The organism is Lactiplantibacillus daowaiensis (assembly GCF_005405085.1).
GTDB lineage: Bacteria > Bacillota > Bacilli > Lactobacillales > Lactobacillaceae > Lactiplantibacillus > Lactiplantibacillus daowaiensis.
Genome location: NZ_BJDJ01000015.1, coordinates 1 through 23,101, shown reverse-complemented (window position 1 = coordinate 23,101; position 23,101 = coordinate 1). Strand labels below are relative to the sequence as shown.

At 45.3% G+C, this 23,101-nt stretch carries 17 protein-coding genes and 2 pseudogenes; 6 read left to right on the top strand and 13 right to left on the bottom strand.

All coding sequences use genetic code 11. The features are described 5' to 3' along the window. Positions 1–156 precede the first annotated feature (156 nt). The 3 genes from FFM75_RS09855 (at position 157) to FFM75_RS09845 (ending at position 2,094) form a co-directional block, all read left to right on the top strand. Positions 157–609 (top strand): HIT family protein, encoded by a 453-nt coding sequence (locus FFM75_RS09855; protein ID WP_137629009.1) that lies wholly within the window; start codon positions 157–159, stop codon positions 607–609. A gap of 9 nt (positions 610–618) precedes the next feature. Then, positions 619–957 carry a hypothetical protein gene (locus FFM75_RS09850; RefSeq protein WP_137629008.1) on the top strand — a complete coding sequence of 113 codons (339 nt, stop codon included), beginning with the start codon at positions 619–621 and terminating at the stop codon, positions 955–957. Between the two features lie 234 nt (positions 958–1,191). Further along, complete coding sequence (locus FFM75_RS09845; protein WP_137629007.1) at positions 1,192–2,094, top strand: peptidylprolyl isomerase PrsA; 903 nt, start codon at positions 1,192–1,194, stop codon at positions 2,092–2,094. A 335-nt stretch (positions 2,095–2,429) separates the two neighbouring features. Here FFM75_RS09845 and FFM75_RS09840 read toward each other — a convergent pair whose 3' ends face one another. The 10 genes and pseudogenes from FFM75_RS09840 to FFM75_RS09795 form a co-directional block, all read right to left on the bottom strand. Continuing rightward, positions 2,430–5,036, bottom strand: a complete 2,607-nt coding sequence (locus FFM75_RS09840; RefSeq protein WP_137629006.1) for a cation-translocating P-type ATPase — start codon at positions 5,034–5,036, stop codon at positions 2,430–2,432. A 167-nt stretch (positions 5,037–5,203) separates the two neighbouring features. Further along, a complete protein-coding gene (locus FFM75_RS09835) occupies positions 5,204–6,184 on the bottom strand; it encodes a 3'-5' exoribonuclease YhaM family protein (RefSeq protein ID WP_137629005.1) in 981 nt (326 codons plus the stop codon). An 11-nt stretch (positions 6,185–6,195) separates the two neighbouring features. Next, a complete protein-coding gene (locus FFM75_RS09830) occupies positions 6,196–8,691 on the bottom strand; it encodes an ATP-binding protein (protein WP_137629004.1) in 2,496 nt (831 codons plus the stop codon). Then, positions 8,681–9,895 (bottom strand): metallophosphoesterase family protein, encoded by a 1,215-nt coding sequence (locus FFM75_RS09825; protein WP_137629003.1) that lies wholly within the window; start codon positions 9,893–9,895, stop codon positions 8,681–8,683. The genes FFM75_RS09830 and FFM75_RS09825 overlap by 11 nt, the downstream gene beginning before the upstream one ends. An 83-nt stretch (positions 9,896–9,978) precedes the next feature. Next, a complete protein-coding gene (locus FFM75_RS09820) occupies positions 9,979–10,323 on the bottom strand; it encodes a YlbF/YmcA family competence regulator (protein WP_137629002.1) in 345 nt (114 codons plus the stop codon). 71 nt (positions 10,324–10,394) lie between these two features. Next, the gene (locus FFM75_RS09815) at positions 10,395–12,530 is read right to left on the bottom strand and encodes a PBP1A family penicillin-binding protein (protein ID WP_137629001.1); all 2,136 of its coding nucleotides are present in this window, start codon (positions 12,528–12,530) and stop codon (positions 10,395–10,397) included. 201 nt (positions 12,531–12,731) lie between these two features. Further along, complete coding sequence (locus FFM75_RS14150) at positions 12,732–12,854, bottom strand: hypothetical protein (protein WP_137629000.1); 123 nt, start codon at positions 12,852–12,854, stop codon at positions 12,732–12,734. 106 nt (positions 12,855–12,960) lie between these two features. Next, a complete protein-coding gene (locus FFM75_RS09805) occupies positions 12,961–13,428 on the bottom strand; it encodes an arginine repressor (protein ID WP_137628999.1) in 468 nt (155 codons plus the stop codon). A 147-nt stretch (positions 13,429–13,575) separates the two neighbouring features. Further along, a complete protein-coding gene (locus FFM75_RS09800; protein WP_137628998.1) occupies positions 13,576–14,697 on the bottom strand; it encodes an aminotransferase in 1,122 nt (373 codons plus the stop codon). A 70-nt stretch (positions 14,698–14,767) separates the two neighbouring features. Next, positions 14,768–15,376, bottom strand: a pseudogene (locus FFM75_RS09795) (LysE/ArgO family amino acid transporter). 151 nt (positions 15,377–15,527) lie between these two features. On the opposite strand from FFM75_RS09795, the gene FFM75_RS09790 reads away from it, so the two are divergent. The 3 genes from FFM75_RS09790 (at position 15,528) to FFM75_RS09780 (ending at position 19,778) form a co-directional block, all read left to right on the top strand. Beyond that, positions 15,528–16,973 carry an aminotransferase-like domain-containing protein gene (locus FFM75_RS09790; protein WP_137628997.1) on the top strand — a complete coding sequence of 482 codons (1,446 nt, stop codon included), beginning with the start codon at positions 15,528–15,530 and terminating at the stop codon, positions 16,971–16,973. Between the two features lie 190 nt (positions 16,974–17,163). Further along, positions 17,164–18,336, top strand: a complete 1,173-nt coding sequence (locus FFM75_RS09785; protein WP_137628996.1) for an MFS transporter — start codon at positions 17,164–17,166, stop codon at positions 18,334–18,336. Positions 18,337–18,614: 278 nt separating this feature from the next. Next, a complete protein-coding gene (locus FFM75_RS09780) occupies positions 18,615–19,778 on the top strand; it encodes an MFS transporter (RefSeq protein ID WP_137628995.1) in 1,164 nt (387 codons plus the stop codon). 105 nt (positions 19,779–19,883) lie between these two features. Here the strand turns inward: FFM75_RS09780 and FFM75_RS09775 are convergent, their stop codons facing one another. From FFM75_RS09775 to FFM75_RS09765, 3 genes and pseudogenes are all read right to left on the bottom strand, one after another. Continuing rightward, the gene (locus tag FFM75_RS09775; RefSeq protein ID WP_137628994.1) at positions 19,884–20,753 is read right to left on the bottom strand and encodes a hypothetical protein; all 870 of its coding nucleotides are present in this window, start codon (positions 20,751–20,753) and stop codon (positions 19,884–19,886) included. A 77-nt stretch (positions 20,754–20,830) separates the two neighbouring features. After that, complete coding sequence (locus FFM75_RS09770) at positions 20,831–22,579, bottom strand: ABC transporter ATP-binding protein (RefSeq protein ID WP_137628993.1); 1,749 nt, start codon at positions 22,577–22,579, stop codon at positions 20,831–20,833. Then, positions 22,572–23,006, bottom strand: a pseudogene (locus tag FFM75_RS09765) (ATP-binding cassette domain-containing protein); the annotation flags it as partial. The pseudogene FFM75_RS09765 and the gene FFM75_RS09770, both read right to left, overlap by 8 nt. Between the last annotated feature and the right edge of the window lie 95 nt (positions 23,007–23,101).

The following is a 23,101-nucleotide window of genomic DNA, read 5'->3' as shown; positions in this document are numbered from 1 at the left end:
TTTTTGAATGATTGCAATAATTATAGCATAGCCGACTACGGCCCGCGCGTTTGCGCCACAGAAACCAGACCATGGTTGGTCAACTAACTAAAGCGCCCTCATTTTTAAAAGCGGTAGTGTATAATAGAACTAAATTTGAGAAAAGAAGGTTATCATATGACAGCTTTTGAACCGAAATTCGATGACGATTGCATTTTCTGCAAAATTATTAAGGGTGATATTCCGAGCTATACCATTTATGAAGATGACATGGTTAAAGCCTTTTTAGATATTTCCCAAGGCACCCCTGGTCATACGCTCGTGATTCCTAAGACGCACGTGCCGGACATATTCGCATATGATGCCGACTTAGCCAGCTTAGTTTTTGCCCGCATCCCTAAAATTGCCCGCGCCGTTAAAGCATCTGATGACCGCATCATCGGTATGAACGTGGTTAATAACAATGGTGCCGTGGCTTATCAATCCGTCTTCCACTCACATTTCCACTTGATTCCACGTTATAGTGATAAGGATGACTTCCGGATGATTTTCAAGGACAACGCTAAGAACTATGACGAAACCGACTACACGAAGTTACAAAACGCCATCAAAGCTCATTTGGCTGATTAGGGGGTCATTATGGCAAAGTTTATTCGTAACACGATGATTGGCCTTGGCTTGAGTGCTGCAGCGTATATGATTATTAATCGTAAAACGCCTAAGACCATGTATCTGGATGCCAAAAGCTACGTCCAAGACGTTTTAGACGCAGCTGATGATTTACAATCCGCACGTGAAGAATTCAGCGACGCTCAAAGTGATTTGAGTGTTCAAATGGTCAAGGCTGCTAAAGTGGTCGACGACATTCAAACTGAAGTCGATAAGTTTCAGTTTAAGTTAGAACCACATTTGGCCATCATTCAAAAACACGCTGATCATTTACAACAGACCCTCGATGGGATGACACCGAAAGCATAATCAATTGAATCGCTAAGCTAGTCATTAGCTTAACGATTTTTTATCAGTTAATAAACGAACCGGATTAGTTTATGTTGCTATTAGTTCTACGCTAAACTTTGTGAAGACCGTGTGAATTATCTGAAAATTTTGTAAAGATTTCCAACACCCTGCAGAACCCCGTTAACTTATGTTATAGTAGTCTGGTAAGTCTGCTAGAGCAGAACTATTTTAGGAATAGGATGTGTTACAGGAATGAAAAAATGGCTTATCGCACTCGCCGGTGTATTGTTAACCTTTACCCTTGCCGGCTGTGGTAGCAAGACAGTTGCATCGACTAACGGTGGTAAAATCACTGAAAGTCAATATTACAGTAGTATGAAGGGCACTTCATCAGGTAAGCAAGTCTTACAACAAATGATCTTGAACAAAGTGCTTGAAAAAGACTACGGTTCAAAGGTTTCCAAGAAGGCCGTTACGAAGCAATATAACACCTACAAGTCACAATACGGGAGTTCATTCTCAACTGTATTGTCACAAAATGGGTTAACTGCGACTACATTCAAGGAACAAATCCGTTCTAACTTATTGTTAAAGGAAGCTGTTAAAGATAAGGCTACCATTACTAACGCTGCTTTGAAGAAGCAATGGAAGTCATACGAACCTAAAGTGACGGTTCAACATATCTTAGTTGCTAAGAAGTCAACCGCTGAAACTGTACTTAAAGCTTTGAAGAAGGATTCTAGCGAATCAAACTTCACTAAGTTAGCTAAGAAGTACTCAACGGATTCAAACTCCAAGAGCAATGGCGGTAAATTATCAGCCTTTGATAACACGAATACCAGCTATTCTTCTAAATTCTTAACCGCTGCCTTCAAGTTGAAGAACGGCGAATACACCACTTCTGCAGTTAAGACTTCAAGTGGTTACGAAATCATCCGGATGATCAAGAACCCTGGTAAGGGTAAGATGTCTGATCACACCGCTGATTTGAAGAAACAAATTTGGGACAACGATATGAGTGACTCAACTGTCTTGCATAACGTGGTTGCCAAAGTGCTTAAGAGTGGGAATGTTAAGATCAAGGATAACGACTTGAAGAACATCTTGTCTTCATACTTGTCAACCTCATCATCTTCATCATCAAGCTCTAACTAATCATTAGGCACGTTAAAGAAACTAGCCAATTGGCTGGTTTCTTTTTTTGCGCTTAAACTGCAGCCATTGCGGGAATGCTCGGCACAAAAGCCCCCCGCTCTCCAGTTAACAAGGGGGCTTGTATCGGACCAACTGCAGTACGATCCTAATTGCTAACCGACTGTTGGGATCATATTGCTTAATTAGACCGATCATTTGCAAAGCATACAAAAAAATCCGTCACTTTTTCGAGTGACAGATTTTCAGATCCTGATTTGACTGATTTACCCAGTTTAACTGTAGGCCAAACGGCATTACTGCTGGCCGGCAGCGACAAGGAAGTGCCCATCCAAGTGCTAATTAATAACTTCGGTAAGGCCACTATCCGCTCGGCTAGCTTGCCAACGTTTATTCAGTTCTAATACGATTGTTGGCAAGCAAATCCCTACGATTACCACGAGCCAACCGACTAGTGGTAAGGTCGTCAAGCCCAACAACCCTTGTAACATTGGGATACTTGCTAACGCTAAGATGACAACGATTTCAGCAATCAAGGCCCGATTCAGCTGCTGATTTCGCTTAAAACTCATTAACGTCAACGGTTGGCGATCCTTGATCGCATAAATATCGATCATCGACCCAATGGCTAAGACTAAGAAGACCATCGTCATCCCGACTGTTGCTTGATTGTCAGTCAATACAAAGCGACCAATTGCATAGACCCCTAAAGTTAAGCCTGTAAAAGTCACTGCTCGCAGCCCCAGTCGTTGGCCTAAACCACGGCCTAAAATACTTTCGTGACTTTTTACCGGCGTCGCCTGCATCACAGTTGGTTCACCAGGTTCACGACTAAGGTAAAACCCAGGAATCCCATCAGCTAAAACGTTGATGATCAAGAGTTGCTCCGCCAATAACGGTGCCCCCCAGCCAAATAAGACTGCACCGACCATTAAGAAGATTTGGGCAAAGTTAACCCCAACTAAAAATTCAACCGCTTTTAAAACATTTTGATAGACGGTCCGTCCTGATTTAACAGCCGCAATAATCGTTGCAAAATTATCATCCGTTAAGACCATATCGGCAGCACCTTTTGCGACCTCGGTCCCCGTAATTCCCATGGCAATCCCAACATCAGCGGCTTTCAATGCTGGCGCATCATTGACACCGTCCCCAGTCATGGCGACAGTGGCTCCTTGTGCTTGCCAAGCCGAGACGATGCGGAGTTTATCTTGTGGGGAGACCCGCGCATAGACCGCAATATTAGGTACTTCAGCTTCTAGTTCCGCATCACTCAACTGTTGTAATTGTTCACCAGATAACGCGCGTTGCCCGGACGTTAAAATCCCGATTTCTTTAGCAATTGCAGTTGCCGTCACCAAATGGTCTCCAGTAATCATCACCGGCTTAATCCCAGCCTGCTTGGCTTCTGTAATGGCTGCCATCACTTCTGGTCGTGGTGGATCAATTAGCCCGACTAACCCGACTAAGGTTAAATCACGATTGATTGCCGCCCAATCGGCACTCGGATCACTGACCGTCGGCATGATTTTGTAGCCAATCGCCAAAACACGTAATGCTGACTCACCGAACTGATCATGCGCTTGTTGTGCGGCAGCACTGACTGTTGCTTTCAATGGTAAGCGGTCAAGTGCCCCTTTGACTAAGACTAATTGTTGCGTGTCATTTAGGCGATGCACCGTCGTCATCATTTTTTTCTTTGAATCAAACGCATCTTCAGCAACACGTGGATAGGTTTGTTCAAAGGTTGCCCGACTAGTGTCATGTTGCATCAGCCACCGGACAATTGCCAGCTCAGTGGCATCACCAAAAGTTTGTTCCTTTTGATCAACTAATTTGATCTCCGCATTAGTTGCAAGCCCCAGTGCTTGCATTAACTGCTGCCCAGCTTGGGGCAGTTGACTGTTCACGGCTTGGATCCCGGTCTTAGGTGTCCAATAGCGCGTAATCGTCATTTTATTTTGGGTTAACGTCCCAGTCTTATCTGAAGCAATCACATCGACATTCCCAATCGTCTCAACGGCACTCACTCGACGCATGATAGCATTTTGGTCCGCCATCTTCCGAACCCCATGGGCTAAACTAATCGTCACAATAATGGGTAGCGTTTCAGGTACCGCGGCTACGGCTAAGGAGATACCAATCATAAGACTGGCTGCTAAGCCTTGATTTTGTAAGCCTAAGCTGAGGCCAAAGATGACTAACCCACCAATAATTGCAACAACACTCAGCCAGCTCGATAGTCGATTTAAGCGGCCTTGTAATGGCGTCATCCGTTGTTTGGTCCGATTTAACAACCCCGCAATCTGACCAATCTCAGTCTGCATCCCGGTTGCGGTCAGTTGAATCACCGCGGTCCCAGCAGTGACCGCCGTGCCGGCGAAAACTTGTTGCGTCTTTTTTGCCACATCGCCAACTTGATAAATCGTCTTTTCAATGGGAACACTTTCACCAGTCAGTACCGCTTCATCGACACTTAAATCAGTCGCCGACAACACGACACCATCGGCGGGCAGCTGGTCACCAGCTTTTAAATAAACTAAATCTCCCGGCACGAGTTTTTCAACAGCCAGCGTTTGGATCACATCATTCCGTCTGACTTTAGCGGTTGGTAAGCTCATTGATTTTAAAGCCGCTAACGATTTTTCCGCCGAAGCCTCCTGATACAGGCCAATCACAACATTGATGACCAAAATACTGCCAATAACGATTGGCTTGAGCCAGCCCCCATTTTGAAGTGCCATATAGCTTGCCAGCCCCACCGCAAATAATAAAACTAACGAGGAGACATCACTCAAATGTTGCCAAATCTTGCGCCAAATCGTCGGTGGACGCTTGGCCACCAACTCATTGGGTCCAAATTTTTCTAATTGTTCTATAGCTTGGGCTGGTCTTAAACCAGTCTTAGGCGTTAAGTCAGCCGCGCTTAACGTAGTCGTTTTCATAAATACCCCTTTCACATGATTATCGTTACAATACTATATAGCTAATGATAACGGATACATATAGTCGATTTAAGACCGTTTTATGAAGAAAGTTTGCCCATCAATAACCACACTTAAAAGGCGCGCTCAGCATGATGCTAAGTGCGCCTAGTGCAATCCATAATTGTTTACGCTTCTGGTTTTGGTAAATCTGCTTTCGTACTGTCATGTTCTGGCCGGTAGAAGTTGCGGCCATCCATCGCAAAGATGCGTTCAGTATAAGTGCCTGGTTCCGCATGGGCAATCGACGTTTGCATCATTTGAATCGACGCATCTAATTCGTCTAAATCATGCAAGATTTCAGCTTCCATAATATGTGGTCGGACTGGTGACCCATACTCTAATAACCCATGATGAGCCAAAATCATATGCCGTAAAACTAACACTGATTCTGCTTGGTCATCAATTTTCAATTGTTGGCAAGCTTTCACGATTTGTTCATCGATCAAGACAATGTGCCCGACTAAGTTACCGGCTAACGTATACGTCGTCGATACCGGACCCGACATTTCAATCGTCTTCCCCATATCATGTAAAATCGCACCGGCATATAATAAGGCGCGATTAACATGTGGGTATTCATCAGCGACTGATTTGGCCAACCGCAAAATCGACAATGTGTGATAAGCCAAGCCACCAGCAAACGCATGGTGGTTCTTCTTAGCTGCTGGATAACTGAAGAACGCATCGTGGAATTGTGTTAGCAAGTGGCGCACGATGCGATTCCAATTCGGTTCAGTAATTTCGAAGACAAAATTGTTTAGTTCTTCTTCCATTGAACTGGTATTCATTGGGGCATGTTCCACAAATTGTTGGACTTCTTGGGGCTCACCGGCCCGGGTTAGTCGCATTTGGAAAATCTTGATTTGTGGATTACCTTGGTAATTTTCACGTTTACCTTTTAAGTGAACAATGCGACCGGCTTGAAACTGTTCGACATCTTGGTCACTCGCGTCCCAAAACTTGCCAGAAATTTCTCCAGACGTATCTTGGAAATTAATCGCTAAAAACTTTTTGCCATTTTTAGCAATCCGCACTTCAGCATCCTTTAATAGGAAAAACCCTTCAACCGGTTCATCTACTTGATAATCAAATAATTTTTTCGTCATCGTATGCCCCCCTAGGCTAAATGATGGATTGCTGCGGCCGGTAAATCGGTCAACGCAGCTGGTTCATTGGTAAAGTATAGCAATTGATGGTGCGTCGCGACTTGACTTAGTAATTGCCAAGCTTGTGCTCGGCGCGTGGTATCAAAGTTGACTAACCCATCATCGATCATTAACGGCAATTGCGCGCGGTCGCCGAGTTTGGCGATCAACGCTAACCGCAATGCTAAGTATAATTGCTCACGGGTCGCCGTCGATAGCTCGCCCACTGAGAATTGTGGCCCAGCGACCATCTGAACGGTTAAGTCGTTCTGATTTAACTTAATCTCATTATACCGCTGGCCGGTCAGTTGTGCGAAATTCGCACTAGCCACGGTCAAAATCGCTGGTAATTGTTGATTGGTCAATTGGGCTAACGTCTGATCAATCCAGGTGGCCCCTAATTGCCGCGTGACCCATTGGCGCGCTAACACCGTTAATTCAGTTTGCGCATTCGCTTGTTGTTGCCGTAATTCAGTGTAGCGACCATCAGTCGTCATCGCTTGTAAAGTCGTCTGTGTCGCCGCTAATGCTTGGGCTTGTTGCGTAGCCGCTTGTTGCAATTGGGTCACTTGATCACGATTGGTTTGAATGGCAGCTTGTAAGTCATCGACGGTCGCATATTGAGCGAGTGCCTGTTGTTCATCAGCCGTTAAACGTTGACTTAGCTGTGCGATAGTTGCTTGCGCCGCGGCTTGATCAGTTTGCTGCGCCAAAGCCGTCGCTAATGCGTCAATATCAGCTAATCCTTGACTCGCCGCTAATTGTTGCAGCTGGTCAGTCGTCGTTTGTAATTGTTGCGTCAATTGTTGGACTTGCCGTTGCACATATGCAAAGTCTGAAGACGCTAACGTTTGTGTCTGCATGGCTTGATGAACTTGGGTGTAAAAGGCCGTCACGCGTTGGCCGCTACCAAGCAGGTCACCTTCAGTTAGGTTCAGCCAGTCATTGGCAAATTGATACACCTGCAATTGTTGCCAAACCGTGGCCGCTTGGGCAGCAACTTGTTGTTCAGCAGTCGTCACCGTCTGTTGAGCCCGTTGCAAAGCAGCCACTTGTTCTAATCGTTGTAAAATCGTGGCTTGATCCAAGTCAGGACTGAACCCGACTGCCGTCAATAATGGTGCTAACGTTTGGTCAGTTGCCGCCGTAGTGCCACCAGCCAGTTGCTCCCAGCCAAACCAGCCCAGTAAGCCTAAACCAGCTAGAATTAAGACCCATTTAAGCGCACCGAGCGGCAAGACCACCCCTGCAACCACACCAATGCCACCCGCAATCAACCGCCAATCACGTGTTAACTGAGCCGCCGGTTGTTGCTGTTGTTGACGCGACGTGGTGGCAGTCGTCATGACGGCCGCTTTTAAGTTTGCCAGCGCACTTTGCTTACTTGGTGCTAATAATGGCAATAGTTCCGGGTGCGCGGCTTGTTGGGCTTGATAATCGGCTTTAGCCGCCTGTACTTGCGCGGTCAACGTTTGATATTGTCCTAAAGCTTGTTGTAGTGCGGGTAACTGCGGCTCTAGCTGGTCAAATTCAGCTTGATGCGCCACATAAAAACCAACACTAGTTTTGGACTGCGCATCGACTGGTTGCGCTGATAATTGTGCGCGCGCACTAGCTAACGTATGTCGCAGCTCGGTTCGTTTGGTCGTTAGCTGCTCATATTGGGTCCGCACTGCTGGCGTTATCGCCGTCATGGCAGTCGCAGACTGGGCTTTTAGTTGTTGTATTTGCTGATAGACTGGCCATTGCCGCCGTAAATTGGCTAATTGTTGTTGCGTGGCAGTCGCCGTTGCCAACTGGCGGGCTTGCACCAGCTGTTGGTCATTTAGTGTTGCCAGCTTTGCTTGTAAGGCTTGATAGTCAGGATAACGTTGCTGGGCAGTCGCCACTTGCGCTTTTAATTGTTGATATCGTTGTAATGCCTGATTAAGCTCCGGTTTACGTCCCCGTGGCTTGTAGATAGCATCCGCACTTTGCCGCAAATCAGTTGCAGTTGTGCGCCATTGCCGACTGTCTAATGTCCCGATTTGTTGGAGTTGGGTATTCAGATCCGCTGCACTTAGGTTTTTTAACGCCGTCAGTTCGGCTTGATTAAATGTAAATAATTGCTTATACCGATCCTCATCGTATGGCTGTAACCAATGATCTAACAAACTAAGTGGTTGTGGCGCATTGGTCGTCAAATTTACTAACGTCGCTGGCTGATCGCCTAAGCGGGTCAACCGATAAGTGACATCATCGACTACTAAATCCAAAGAACCACCATACTGACTCGTCGTTTTAGGCTCATAACGCGCCAGTAAATGCCGACGGGTCGGAAACCCAAACAACATGCCTAAGATAAAGGCCCGCAAAGTTGACTTGCCACTCTCGTTAGCGCCATAGATAACTTGTAAACCCGCTGACAAGTCCCAGCTTTGTTGCTGGAACTTACCAAAACCGGCGATTTCAATCCGCCTAATTTGCATCGTTGTCACCGCCTTCACCTTGCAAATGATACTGATCTTGTAACAAGGTCATAATTTGTTGTTGCCATTGCGCGGGGGTCATGTCTTCTAGTAAGGCTTGATTTAAAAACGGCTCGCTTAACAAATGGTTGGCTAAATCAGCGATAGCTGCCGGTGTCACCACTTGTTCACCAGCCGTTTGCCAAGTCGCTGCATCCAACCCAAACAATTGGTCATTGGGTGTTGATGCCGCTAACTGCACGTCGACTGGCCAACTTGTCACTGGGGCATCAGCTTGTAATTGTGCTAACAGTGCCCCTTGCGTTAACGCTAATTCAGCGGCCGCCGTTAACGTTAGCGTCGTTGGTAACGTCAGCGTCACTAGTTCTGGTATCGCCGCTTGCCGGGCCTGCAATTGATCTTTTAATTGCACTAACAACTGTTCACGGTCAAAGGTCCCGGTTAACGTCGGTGTCCAAGCAGTCCATACTAGTGGCGCTAGCGACTTGAACGTCACGGTTAACTGGTCGGCTTGACTCGTGACCAACTCGCACCCTTTAGCGCCGACTTCGTCACGATGACGGCCTTGGATGTTGCCGGGATAGATCACTGGTGGTGTCGTGTTCAAGGCTTGTCGCTGATGAATATGGCCCAGTGCCCAATAGTCATAGTGCTTGGCTAACAAGTCACTAACGGCAAAGGGGGCATAATGATCACCACTCGTTCCCACTTGGCCATGCAGCATCCCAATCTGATAATCGACACCCGTTGATCGTAATGGATAGTCATTAATTTTAGGCGTCGTCACCCAGCGTTGATCATAGCTAAATCCGGTAATTGCCACGCGTTGTTGCTGTTTGGTCGTGATTTCAACGGTACTGACCGTCGCACCAAACGCATGGACATTGGCTGGAAAATGCCATTGACTCATGTCGGGCTGAAAGTCATGATTACCAAACGACAAAACGACTGGAATCTCAGCGGTTGCTAACCGCTCCAACGCCGCCATTAAAGCGGCTTGGGCTGGCACACTTTGAGCTTGTTGATCAAATAAATCGCCGACTAACAAGACAAAGTCAACTTGTTCGTCAATGGCTAAAGTAACAAGCTGATCCAAAGCAGTGAACGCCGCAGTCGTTAACCGTTGTTGCCAACCGGTTGGCAAGGTGGTCAGCCCTTGAAACGGCGTGTCTAAATGTAAATCCGCCGCGTGAATAAACTTCATGTTCCAAAAACCTCCATCTTCACAAAAAGCGGCAATCACGAAAAACTTCGTCATTGCCGCTTTATGACCTTAATTTAGCTGAATTAGCCTTGGTATAATTCTTGGACGGGCTTCGTGATGATTTGGTTTAAATCATTCATTAATTGGTTCAAGCCGCGTTCTTTGCCCATTAAGGTTTTAATTTCATCGACATTGCCAACTTTGTCAGCTAAGTCATGCGCTTTTTGAACTTCTTCGTCAGTTAATTCTTCGCCATTCATTTGCTTTTGTGATAATTGCATTTGAATTTCTTGGAATTCCTTGAATAAGTTAAACGCACTTTCATTAGCTTGCATGGTAGTGTATGCCGCTTGTAATTCTTTAAATTCTTTGGTGCCACGTAATTCTTGTTCTAATTGGTTCGCAGTATCGTAAATATTAACAGCCATGTTGGGTTCCTCCTCAAGTGTATGTTCTTAATTATTTTAGCATTTTTGTAAGGGCTTGAATAGCCGTTACATTAGTTACCAATTAATTTTTTCGCTTGTGAGAACCAATTCTTGGCCGTGCTCTTAACGGCTTTCCCAACTTTGTTGGCACCCTTTTCAACATCATCCCAAACTGAGCTACTGCTACTGTCGGAACTGCCACTTGAACTTTCATTGGCTAATGTCGATGCATCTTTAGTGCCAAAGCTAGTTTGCTTGGTGTTTGGTAAGATATTTTCCATTTCGTTCTTATATAAGGACGACAATTGATTTTCCGACAAACTCTTCAAATAATGGGTACTGTTCGTCGTATCAAACCCGATCCAAGTCGTCACCACGATATCTGGCGTGTAACCAATCATCCATTGGTCTTTGGTGCCTGAACCCGTCTTGTAGTCCGCCTGCGTACTCCCCGTCTTACCGGCAATTGAGTAGCCGTACGGTTTCGCGGCAGCCCCAGTCCCACTATTGTAAACGCCCAGCATCATACTGGTCATTTCTTTAGCGACCGCCTTAGACATCACGCGCTTGGTCTTGGTTTGGGTATTATCGACGACCGTTTTACCACTGGCATCGACGATCTTCGTAATGTAGTGCGCCGTGGTCTTCTTCCCATTGTTAGCAAACGCCGTATAAGCACTGGCCATTTGTTGTGGCGAGACCCCGGTGGTCAACCCACCTAAAGCTAACGCGAGGTTATCATCGGATTTTGTGACTGGCAACCCAAACTTCTTCACGGATTGATAGCCTTTATTGACACCCACTTTATTCAACAACCAAACGGCCGGAATATTCATACTTTGGGCTAACGCTTCATACATTGGCACCGAACTACTATAGACATTGTCGTAGTTTTTCGGTGCGTACTTATTGGCACCGAAAGTTTGTTTCTTATTAGATAATGATGAATCATACGTATAGCCATTTTCAAGCGCTGGGGTATAAACCGCTAACGGCTTAATCGTTGACCCCGGTTGTCGCTTGATCTGCGTTGCCCGGTTAAACCCACGGAAGACGTGTTTGCCACGCCCACCGACCACGGCGACCACGCCACCCGTCGATGGATCAACGGCAATCGAGGCCCCTTGGACTTTGGTGCCATCACTGGCATTAGCCGGGAACAAGCTATCATTTTTAAACGAATTCTGCATCGCTTTTTGATCTGATTGGTTTAACGACGTGTAAATCTTATACCCACGATTCATAATATCCGACTCACTCAAACCGTACTTATTAATCGCTTCGTCGATAACTGCATCAAAATAATAAGGATACTTGTAGCCACTATAATAATGATAGTTATCATTTAACGTAATCGCTTTTTGCGAATACATCGTGTATTGGCTCTTCGTCAATTTATTATTATTGACCATATTATTTAATACAACATTGCGCCGAGCTTTAGCAGCCTTCGGATGATCAATTGGATTATACCCACTTGGCGAACTCAGCATCCCAGCTAAAATCGCCGCTTGATCAACGGTCAATTGTGAGGCATGGACCCCAAAATACTTTTCAGACGCATCTTCAGCGCCCCAGACCCCATGCCCAAAGTAAGCATTGTTCAAATACATCGCTAAGATTTGATGTTTCGAATAAACATTTTCCGTTTCAATCGACAAGAATATTTCGCGTAACTTCCGCGAGAAGGTCTGCTGTTGGGTTAAGTAGGCATTTTTGACCAATTGTTGCGTCAACGTACTCCCACCACCACTAATGTAGTCGCGACCTAAGATTTTATTGACTACTAGTAACATGAACGCCCGGCCAATCCCTTTGACTGAAAAACCATGTTCTTTATAAAAATTCCGGTCTTCAGTCGAAATGACCGCATTTTGTAAGTTCTTGGAAATCTTACTTAAATGCACATACGTCCCCTTTTGGGAATATAGTGACCCGGCTTTCTTATTACTAGCATCATAAATGACTGTTGTTTTTTCAAGTTCCGCCTGCAAGTTACCGATCTTCGCCGTTTTGGCTTCAAACGTTAAATACGCACTGCCGACTAATACGAGTGATAAAATCACAATGATCAGCCAGCGGGTAATTTGGCGGCGATGCCATTGATAGCCAACAACCGCCCAGAAACGTTGCCAATATGGATGTAACCAATGGCCGATGACCCGAAACCCATCTTTGATGGTGGACCAAAAACCGTTATTATGCATAATCTTCCCCTTGTTCTGAACCGACCAAAACGCGTTTTCTTTACCCGTCGTTAAAGCATTCGCTAGCCGGCCATGACTTGTTAAACTCTGATTATTGTATCATAAATGGTCTGTACCTTGAGGCCCGCGCTAAAGCTTGATGAAATCTTCAACAACTTAACTAAAGAACAAAAAAGCCTGAGACGAGTTGGTCTCAAGCCATTATTTCCGCCGCACACCGCGCCGGTTAGCGTTTAATTCATTTTGTTGCTTGCGAAATTTTTCAAAAGTCGCATCGCGTTTGGCTTGATTCTTGCGGTCAGTCCGCTTCTTCGTATATTTCATAAACTTCACCTTCATTCACACAAGATAATTAGGTAGTTTAACTATACCGTGAATCACCTTAGAATGCAAAAAAGTCACACGACAGCGTGTGGCTTTCATGATTGTCTTATAACTCATCTTCTGAACGAACGTGTTGTAATAATAAGTCATGGAATTCCGTGGCAACGGCCACACTAGGACTCACGACAAAAATCGTATCATGACCAGCTAAGGTGCCACTAACGGCAGGGAGATTCAAATCATCAATAATTGCCGCAAGTAAGTTCCCATTACTTGGCAACGTATGAATGATATTCATGAATTCGACCCGGTCAACGCCCGTGACGACATCATGTAAACTTTCAAACAATCGATCTTGTTCATTTTTACTATTGGCTTTAAAAATAGTGTAGCGCGCATGGCCGTCATCATCAGGCGACTTAACGATTTGCATCTCACGAATATCCCGTGAAATCGTCGCTTGCGTGGCAGCGATACCTTCTGCTTTTAGCCGGGCCATTAAATCTTCTTGCGTCGCAATTGGATATTGGGTAATTAATTGTTCAATGGCCGCTTGCCGATCTGATTTCTTCATAAGACGCGACCTCCTTGCTAAAATTATGAATACATTATAGCAAATATTCATCACGCAAACTACTTTCCAAGCGAAAAAAGCATATCTTCGCGGCCATCCGCCGGAAAATATACTTTCAGTTGCATAACTATTCGATTACGTCCACGCTTAAGCATCGTACCGGCGCAAGAATTCGCCTAATAATCGCAAGCCGCGTTGCAACGTGGTCGTTTGCGTACAATACCCTAGCCGGACATGCCCAGGAATATCAAACCGTGAGCCGGGAACCAATAAGACCCCGGTTTCAGCTAACAGTTGCTTACAAAAGGTTTCATCATCGACTGGAATCTCTAGTTTCAAACAAGACACTGAAATGCCTTGTGGCGCGATCAAGCTGGCCCGTGGTTCTTGAGCCACCCAATCCAAGTAGATTTTGGCATTTTTAGCCACGATCTCACGGTTGCGCGCTAAAATTTCATCACGGTGCTTTAAGATCAGTACTGCCAACTGGTCATTAAAGACACCACCACAAATCATTGTATAATCACGATACTTCCGAAAAGTATCGGCAATCGCCGTTGATTGAGTCGCCGTCCAGCCAATCCGCACACCAGGGGCTGAATAAGTCTTCGACAAACTATTCGTGGCGATGCCCTTATCATACAAATCAGCAATCGAGACAAACGGCGTCCCATCCAATGGCTCATAAACTTCATCAACAACCACATAGGCCCCGACTGAACGGGCTAAGGCCACAACTTGTTTTAAGAAGGCTTCATCTAATAAACACCCAGTTGGATTGGCGGCATTATTCAACAAAATCATTTTCGTATCTGGTCGCAATAACTGTTTGAGCTCATCGATATCTGGTAGCCACTGCCGGTCTTCTTTTAAGTGCCAATAATCAACGGTCGCGCCTAATGATTTTGGAATATCGTAAAGCTGTTGATACGTGGGATATAAGGCAATCACATGATCACCGGGTTCAACCAAGCTATAAATCGCCAAATGGTTAGCCCCCGTCGCCCCATTGGTTTGTAAGATGTTTTCAGCAGGGACTTTCGTATATAAGTCACTGACGAGTTGTTTAAATTCCGGTGAACCTTCAATCCAGCCGTAATTTAACTTCATGTCATTTAAGTGTTGGTAAAACTGTTGGCCATCGTCGCCGGCTAATGCCGTCACTTGTCCAAGTGTCAAAGCAGCAATTGAGCTTTGACTAATATCTGTCGTAGCGGTCGTCTCGTATTCATTCAACCACGCTTCGACGCCAAATCCGGCAATTTTCATCGTGCTAATCGTTCCTTCCTCTAAAAAAGTCCAATACGTTTAGCATACCGATTATCAAAGCCTAGTGCAATTAGATTTTAGTGACAAAAGTCGCGAGTAATTTAACGCCATATAAAATGATGATGGCACCACAAACTCGATTGATCCAGAGCAAGACTCGTGGCTGCATCAAATGCTTAAACTTGCTAATCAAACCCGTCAGCCCCATAAACCAAATAATCGACGCAATAATCACACCAATCATAAAGAAATGCGTCAAGTTCGCCGGTAATGACACCCGAAATGCCGCAAGTAAAACTGAGCCATCGATCAACGCTTGGGGATTAAGCCAAGCCACTGAAAAGGCCGTCACAACCGCTGCTTTATATGAGAAGTTGGTATCCATAGTGCCCATGGCGGTTTCTTTTTGTCTTAACAAGCCCCAACCAATATAAAAGACCAATAAACTCCCAATCAATAGAACTGCCATTTCAAGCCATGGCGTACTTTGAAGTAGCTTACCGACCCCATAAAAACACGCCAACGATAACGACGTATCAAATAAAATCACGATTAATGCGACCCGAATGGCCCGTTGTAAAGGCTGCTCAATCGCGGTTGAGACCACAAATAAGTTCTACATCCCGATTGGCGCAATATAGACAAATCCAAATAATAATCCTTGTAAAAATACCTGCATCAATTTTCTAACTCCTATCCAACCAGTTGTTACCGTTACATTTCCTGTAAGCGTTACTGGCTTTAATTCATGAAATGATTATAATAAAAGCAAGCGTCATTGTAGCCAACCAATTCCGACTTTTATGACCAACCATTTTGGAGGGATGTTCATGAACACGATACATATCACGTGGCAACCAGACAAAACCGCCACGACGCCGATCTACCAACAAATCACCAATTACTTTCAACAAGCGATTGCCAGTGGCGATTGGCCAATGGGTGCCAAACTCCCAGCCCAACGCAAATTAGCCGAACAATTCGGCGTCAATCGCAGTACCTTGATCACGGCACTTGATGAATTGATTGCGGTTGGCTTAATTACGAGTACCCCCGGTTCTGGCATGACCGTTTCGGGGAATCACTGGTCAAGTTTATTGGCCGAACATGTCAATTGGTCGCAATACGTCAAAGCGGGACAATTCCGACCCAATCCACATGCGATTCAAAAAATCAATCAATTTGAGACCGATGCAGTGATTCGGTTGAGTACTGGTGAACCCGCACCTGACCAATTTCCCCGCGCCCTCTTTCAAAAGGCCTTTGACCACCTTGGTCACAACTTAACTAGTCTCAATTACAGTGAACCCGCTGGGATCTTGGCATTACGTGAACAAATCGCGCGGCATTTAACTAAGGTTGGCATTCACACGCAACCAGAAAATATTTTAATTACCGCGGGGTCCGTTCAAGCTTTGCAATTAGTCGCCGTTTCACTCTTTCCTAAAAATGCCACGATTTATACGGAAGCGCCGACTTACGTCAAATCATTACAAGTCTTTCAGTCAGCGCAGACCCATCTGAGTGGGATTCCAATGGATAATCAAGGGATGGCTTACTGGCAAATCACCCCACCCGCTGACGACTCACATGCTATCATGTACACGATTCCCACATTCAATAATCCAACCGGGATCGTGATGAGTGCTGAGCGCCGGCAACAAATTTTGAAATACGCGCAAGAACATCGGATTCCAATCTTGGAAGACGCCGCCTATCAAGATGTCTGGTTCGACCAACAGCCACCGCAGCCGTTAAAAGCTAGTGATGAGTCTGGTAACGTGATTTACTTTGGCAGTATCTCAAAATCCTTGGCACCTGGTTTACGGATTGGTTGGACCGTTGCTAGTCAACCCGTCATCGACCGCTTAACTGATGTGCGGATGCAAACTGATTACGGCGCCAGTTCCTTATCACAACTCGTCTTAGCCGAAATCTTAGCCGACCCGGAATATGACACTTATCAGGCGCATTTTCGAGCTGTCTTAGCTAAAAAGGCCGCTGCCGCACAAGCCATTCTTCACCAATATTGGGATGGGCTTGCGACTTGGCAAGCACCAACCGGTGGCTTTTACTTGTGGGTGCGGCTTAACGACAACATTAATGTTCAAAAGTTGTTCGACTTAGCCACCGCCGAAAATGTCCTCTTCAATCCCGGGAGTATCTATGATTTCAAGCCGAACCAATATATTCGTTTAAGCTTCTCCTACGAATCAACGGCGCGCTTTGAGCAGGGGATTAAAATCTTAACCCGGTTAATTAAAGAAAATTTCTAACTAAGGTGCCGCAATTTATGATAATTTGCTATAATTAAAGTTAAAATCATCTGAAATTGGCGAGCAAAATCTGGTATAAACTAACGTTATTTGGGGGTAACGGCAGTCAGGTCATACCATTAACGTCTCTTAAGGCGGCTCAACAGAGTCGTCTTTTTGTTTGTCAATCGTCATAAGGGAGTAGTTTGCGATGTTAAAAATTGCCAACCGTAACCTCCATTTAGGTTACTTATACACGGCTTGCGCCTATTTCGGCATTGGTGGCTTGTGGGTGATGTTTTTACAACAACGTGGCCTCAGTCTCGTACAGATTGGCTTATGTGAAAGTATCTATCACATGACTGGCTTCTTATTTGAAGTGCCCGCTGGTATTCTTGCCGACCGCTTCAGTTATCGCACCATGCTGATTTTGGGCCGTTTGGCCGCCGTGGTCCATGCCTTAATTATGTTGACGGCCCATAGTTTCTGGTGGTTTGCAGTGGGCTTTTTCTTACTTGGCTGGGCTGCCAACTTACAAAACGGCACGTTAGAGGCACTGCTTTATGAAAGTCTCGTTGATGACGATCAAACCAAACGCTATCCACAAGTTACGAGTACAATGAATACCGTGCTAAAAGTTGCGGGAATGCTTGGGTTAGTCCTAGCTGGCTGGTTGATTCATGATTACGCGATGCTAACCTATCAGCTTTATCTCGTGGGGGCAGTCAGTGCCCTACTCGTCGCCATCTTTTTACATGAACCGACCCAACATCAAGAACGCGCTCGGCAATTGACCGTTTGGCAAATTTTAAAAACAGCCGTTATTGGCTTACGACGCTTACCAAAACTGACCTATTTAATGCTTTTTAATGCATTTTTCACCGCCACTGGTTATGCTTACTATTCTTATTTTCAATCGGTCATGACGGCCCATGGGTTTAAAAGTACTTTGATTACGAGTATCTTAATTGTGATAACCATTCTGAACGTCTTAAGTGTCCAGCTAACACCGCACTTGCAACATCGTTGGCCAGCTTTTAAGATTTTACGCACGTTTGCAATTTTATTGCTCCTTGTTTTGCTCATTACTGGCGTCAATCAACTACCGGTTCTCGTCATTGGCGACTTCATCGTTAATATGTTGATGGCCGCGATGGCACCGTTAATGTCGAGTTATTATAACGAACTTGTACCCAGTGGTGAACGTGCCACCTTACTAAGCGTCAGCAGTATGTTTTATAGTATTATTATGAGTGTTTCTTTCCCAATGATCGGCTGGCTGATCGAACGGATCGGTTTTGCAGCTAGTTTTACGTGGCTTGGGGTTGGGCTCCTATGCTTAAGTGCAGTTGGTTATGGCTTGATTCTAAAATTAAAACATTAATTGCGCTAAAACGGCATGCCATCGGCAATGTCGTTTTTTATTGCATTTTAATGGTATTTTGATATAATTACCATTAGTTTAATTAGAGAGCGGTGAAAAGTCGTGGCAATTAGTTTTTTAGCTTGGTTCAGTCTAAAACGGACAATTATTGACGTTTTGCACTTACAAGGGGCGCAGTCTGGCCTTTTTCCAAGTTGAATGCTAACTAAACTCATGATGGCACCGAAACGGCGACTCATTGGAGGCGTCTTTTTTATGGCCATTTTTAAGGAGAACTCATGCTTATCAAAGCCACGACCCGCAACTTACATCGGGGTTACACCTATACCGCGCTCGCCTACTTTGGGATTACCAGTCTGTGGGTCATCTTTTTACAGCAACGTGGCTTATCACTCGTACAAATCGGCTTATGCGAAAGTATTTTTCATCTAACCAGCTTCTTGTCAGAAGTCCCATCTGGCATCTTAGCTGACCGCTTTAGCTATCGTACTATGCTGATCAGTGGCCGGATTGCGGCGGCAATCCATGCCATTATCATGTTAACTGCCCACAGTTTCTGGTGGTTTGCGCTCGGCTTTGTCGTGCAAGCCTGGGCTTATAATTTACAATCTGGAACGCTCGAAGCGCTCTTCTATGAAAGCTTAGTCGATGGTCAACAAACTAAGCGGTACCCACAGGTCACGAGTAATATGAATACCATTATTGAATTAGCTGATACTAGTGGTGTTTTAGTCGCTGGCTGGTTGATTCATGGCTATTTAGCCGCAACTTATTGGGGCTATTTGTTGCTGGCAGTGCTTACCATTGTGGTGATTTTGGGGTTACATGAACCAACCGCCCATGCAAAACACGCCCAGCAATTAACACTTTGGCAGATCTTAAAAGCCGCCGTTACTTGGTTACACCGTTTACCCAAGCTGGCTTATTTAATGGGCTTTCACGCCTTATTTAGTGCCATTGGAACGACTTACTATTACTACTTTCAAGCTGTGATGACCACCCATGGCTTTCATGGGTCATTGATTTCAGGGATTTTAATCGCGGTCGCATTGTTAAATGTTGGTGCCGTTCAGTTAACGCCACGATTACAGCAGCGGTGGTCATCACGCAACCTATTAGTTGGCTTAACTGGATTATTAATCGGCGCCCTGATCCTAACTGGCATCGGTCAAATCACATTACTCGTTGGCGGCTATCTCTTCATTAATATGTTAATGGCGGTCATTGAACCCCTAATGTCTAATTACTACAACGCGCTTATTCCTAGTGCGCAACGTGCCACCTTGCTCAGCATTAGCAGTATGGCCTTTAGTATCGTCATGATCGTAATGTTTCCACTAATTGGCTGGCTGATTGAACAACTTGGCTTTGCGGCCACGTTTAGTTGGTTAGGGCTATTATTGTTATTAGTTGGTGGTGTGGCCGTTAAAAGCAATCATTAACTAACCGCAACGCGCAAAGAAACGCTCAGCACACAAACTCGTGGCTGAGCGTTTCTTTGTTAGGTATTGTTAAACTGTTAACGACTATGACCCTGAAAAGTCAGGCTAGTCGGTATCGTCATCCCCAATGTACGTAAAGTACTTATGACCACCAAGGTTATAAATACTATAGAAACTACCGGGAATATCATCGTCGTATTGCCCCTTAATATAAATCGGCGTGTGCAAATTCTTCATGGCTAAGCGATAACGCGTCTTGCCGTTTTGCTTCACTTTAGTCGTGGTAAAGCCACTCAGTTTCTTGTTCAAGTACAAGTACCGGGTACTGCCCTTAACCGTGGTACGTTCGATCTTAGCCGCAGCACTTGGCTTTTGGTAAAGTTGGCTATCAGGTTCAGCTTTGGCGACCTTTTTATGAACTTCAACATAGCCATTCGAAGTGATTTGGATCCGCTTGGTCTGCTTGCTTTGAATGGCTGAAACGGTACTACCGGCATACATATCGCCATAACTATACGTTGGCAAATAGGTTGGTCGACTCACTTTTTTAAAACTGCTGGTCGCTTTTGACCATGACCGCATAGAGGGCGTCGACGTGTACCCGTTGCTTAAGTTCGGCTTCAAAACGTTATAGCCTAAATCAGACGGGTAAAGATACATCTGATAGGTCGTTTTATTGTGCTTCGTCACCGCTGACTTTTCACCGGCAATAATCGTGCCCTTCGGCAAGGTCACCTTGTGCATACTAATATCGCCGCCTTCGACATACGATGGCATAAATTGTGCGCTAATAGTCACCTTTTTCGTTGTTTGATAATACGTCCGAACATGTAGTAAGTAACGTTGGACCTGCCATTGCCCAATTTTCACTTCACTAGTTGCTGACGTTTTGGCTTGGGCTGGCATCGGCGCCGCTAGCCCAACCCCACCAGCGACCGCCGCGGCAATCATTAAGCCCGTTAGTCCCGTTTTCATGTGTGTCTCCTCCTAAACTGATTGGACTCATTATACACCCACTGATCTGCTAAAAAATACGACAACTTCAAGTGACCTTAAGCGGTAAATTGACTGTTATACAAGTTCGCATAAAAACCATCGGCAGCCATCAAGTCGGCATGGTTCCCACGCTCAATGATTTCACCGTCTTTGACAACTAAAATCAAATCGGCGTTTTTAATCGTTGATAACCGGTGGGCGATCACAAATGATGTCCGCCCTTGCATCAACACATCCATTGCCTGTTGCAATTGTTCTTCAGTCCGCGTATCAACGGAACTCGTCGCTTCATCCAAAATCAGCATCGGCGCGTTGCGAACTAAAGCGCGCGCGATGGTTAAGAGTTGCTTTTGACCAGCTGATAAACTAACTGAATCATCCAGTACCGTATCCAAGCCAGCGGGCAACGTCTCAATAAAATGTTGAATGCCGACCGCTTCACAAGCTTGCTGTAATTGTTCATCGGTCACGCCCGTCTGATTATAAATTAAGTTGTTGCGCACAGTATCGTTAAATAACCAAGCATCCTGCAACACCATGTCAAATTGTTGTCGAACTTCGGCACGCGACATTTGTTGAATATCAACGCCGTCAATTTTGATGGTCCCCGCATTGGCATCGTAAAATCGCATCAATAAATTAACCGTAGTCGTCTTACCAGAACCAGTCGGCCCAACGATTGCGACCTTTTGCCCCGGTTTAGCGGCAACTGAGAAGTCCTTGATAATCGTTTGATCGGCATTGTAACCGAACTTGACGTGTTCAAACGTTACCGCGCCACGCGTCGTAGTTAATTGTGGGGTGGTGGTCACATCCGGCGTATCATCAGGTTCTGCTAAGAAGCCAAAGACTCGTTGCATCGCCGCTTGTGCTGTTTGTAAGCTCGAAAAAGCTTGGGCGATTTGTGACAATGGTTGTGAGAATAGTCGGACATAAATCATAAACGCCACGATCGTCCCCATCGAGATATGCCCATTGAGCATCATGACAGCTCCAACGATACAAACCATCACATAACCAAAATTACCAATAAAGTTCATCAATGGCTGCATGATGCCAGACATAAATTGTGATTTCCAAACGGCCGTATACAATTGGTCATTGAGTTGATTAAAGTGTGATTTAACAGTCGCAGTACTATTAGTCGTTTGCACGACAGCTTGGCCAGCATAGATTTCTTCAGCATAGCTTGAGACTTCGGCGAGTTGATTTTGCTGAGCAGTAAAGTATTTTTGTGACCGCATCATCAGCAACATCGTTAACCCAAATCCAATCAACACCGATAAAATCGCGGTCACACTCAACGTGATATTGGTGAGCAACATCATCACCACACACCCAATGAGCAACGTCACTGACGCAATCAAGTTGCCTAAACTTTGATTTAACGATTGCCCCATCGTGTCCAAGTCATTGGTGACCCGGCTCAACGTGTCACCTTCATTATGGGTATCAAAATACCGTAATGGGAGTTGATTGATTTTGGCAATGATTTTTGTTCGCAACTTCTGGGTGAAGTTCTGAGTCACCGTCGCCATAATGTAGCCTTGGCCGTATGACATTAAGGCCCCAACGGCATAGATAATGGCTAAAGTCACCGCGACTTGATAGACTTTCGTGACATTAATATTGGTTCGTAAACCGGCCGTAATTAAGTTCGTAATCTTGCTTAACTGACTAGGCCCGATAATTGAACCGACACTCCCTAAAATCGCGAAGATGGCCGCAATCACTACCGGGCCAAGATACTCGCGCCCGTTTTCTAATAATCCTGTTTTTAACGTCGTGTTTTTTTGCTTAGCCATTCGCCAATTCCTCCTTTGACAATTGTGAGTACGCGATCGCTTGGTAGACCGCATTATGCGCCAACAAGTCTTGATGGGTCCCTTGGCCGGCCACGTTGCCATCTTCTAAGACGATGATTTGATCCGCAGTTAAAACGGTACTGATTCGTTGGGCCACGATAATTTTGGTCGTTGTCGCCATCTGTTGATCCAAGTCATCTCGCAATTGGCGGTCAGTGGCATAATCTAAAGCGGAAAACGAATCATCAAACAATAGAATCTCTGGTTTCCGCGCTAATGCTCGCGCAATTGCTAATCGCTGTTTTTGGCCACCTGAGAAGTTATCGCCATGTTGGGCCACCGGGGCAGCAAGTTGTTTCGGTTCCGCCGCAACGAAATCACTAGATTGGGCTAGTGCCAAAGCAGCATTAGCGTCTGTGTCGCTTAAGGATTGCGCTTTATTCGGACTAGGGACTGTCTGAAAACTAAAAATTCAGGTATAATCTGAGGAAAAACGAATCGAGGCATTCCGATGACAACACC

Bases quoted from the DNA above. Each gene is read 5' to 3' on its own strand.
- FFM75_RS09830 (WP_137629004.1), bottom strand. From the start codon at position 8,691: ATGCAAATTAGGCGGATTGAAATCGCCGGTTTTGGTAAGTTCCAGCAA.
- FFM75_RS09770 (WP_137628993.1), bottom strand. From the start codon at position 22,579: ATGGCTAAGCAAAAAAACACGACGTTAAAAACAGGATTATTAGAAAAC.
- FFM75_RS09820 (WP_137629002.1), bottom strand. From the start codon at position 10,323: ATGGCTGTTAATATTTACGATACTGCGAACCAATTAGAACAAGAATTA.
- FFM75_RS09800 (WP_137628998.1), bottom strand. From the start codon at position 14,697: ATGAAAATTGCCGGATTTGGCGTCGAAGCGTGGTTGAATGAATACGAG.
- FFM75_RS09815 (WP_137629001.1), bottom strand. From the start codon at position 12,530: ATGCATAATAACGGTTTTTGGTCCACCATCAAAGATGGGTTTCGGGTC.
- FFM75_RS09805 (WP_137628999.1), bottom strand. From the start codon at position 13,428: ATGAAGAAATCAGATCGGCAAGCGGCCATTGAACAATTAATTACCCAA.
- FFM75_RS09845 (WP_137629007.1), top strand. From the start codon at position 1,192: ATGAAAAAATGGCTTATCGCACTCGCCGGTGTATTGTTAACCTTTACC.
- FFM75_RS09850 (WP_137629008.1), top strand. From the start codon at position 619: ATGGCAAAGTTTATTCGTAACACGATGATTGGCCTTGGCTTGAGTGCT.
- FFM75_RS09840 (WP_137629006.1), bottom strand. From the start codon at position 5,036: ATGAAAACGACTACGTTAAGCGCGGCTGACTTAACGCCTAAGACTGGT.
- FFM75_RS09825 (WP_137629003.1), bottom strand. From the start codon at position 9,895: ATGAAGTTTATTCACGCGGCGGATTTACATTTAGACACGCCGTTTCAA.
- FFM75_RS09835 (WP_137629005.1), bottom strand. From the start codon at position 6,184: ATGACGAAAAAATTATTTGATTATCAAGTAGATGAACCGGTTGAAGGG.
- FFM75_RS09780 (WP_137628995.1), top strand. From the start codon at position 18,615: ATGCTTATCAAAGCCACGACCCGCAACTTACATCGGGGTTACACCTAT.
- FFM75_RS09790 (WP_137628997.1), top strand. From the start codon at position 15,528: ATGAACACGATACATATCACGTGGCAACCAGACAAAACCGCCACGACG.
- FFM75_RS14150 (WP_137629000.1), bottom strand. From the start codon at position 12,854: ATGAAATATACGAAGAAGCGGACTGACCGCAAGAATCAAGCCAAACGC.
- FFM75_RS09855 (WP_137629009.1), top strand. From the start codon at position 157: ATGACAGCTTTTGAACCGAAATTCGATGACGATTGCATTTTCTGCAAA.
- FFM75_RS09785 (WP_137628996.1), top strand. From the start codon at position 17,164: ATGTTAAAAATTGCCAACCGTAACCTCCATTTAGGTTACTTATACACG.
- FFM75_RS09775 (WP_137628994.1), bottom strand. From the start codon at position 20,753: ATGAAAACGGGACTAACGGGCTTAATGATTGCCGCGGCGGTCGCTGGT.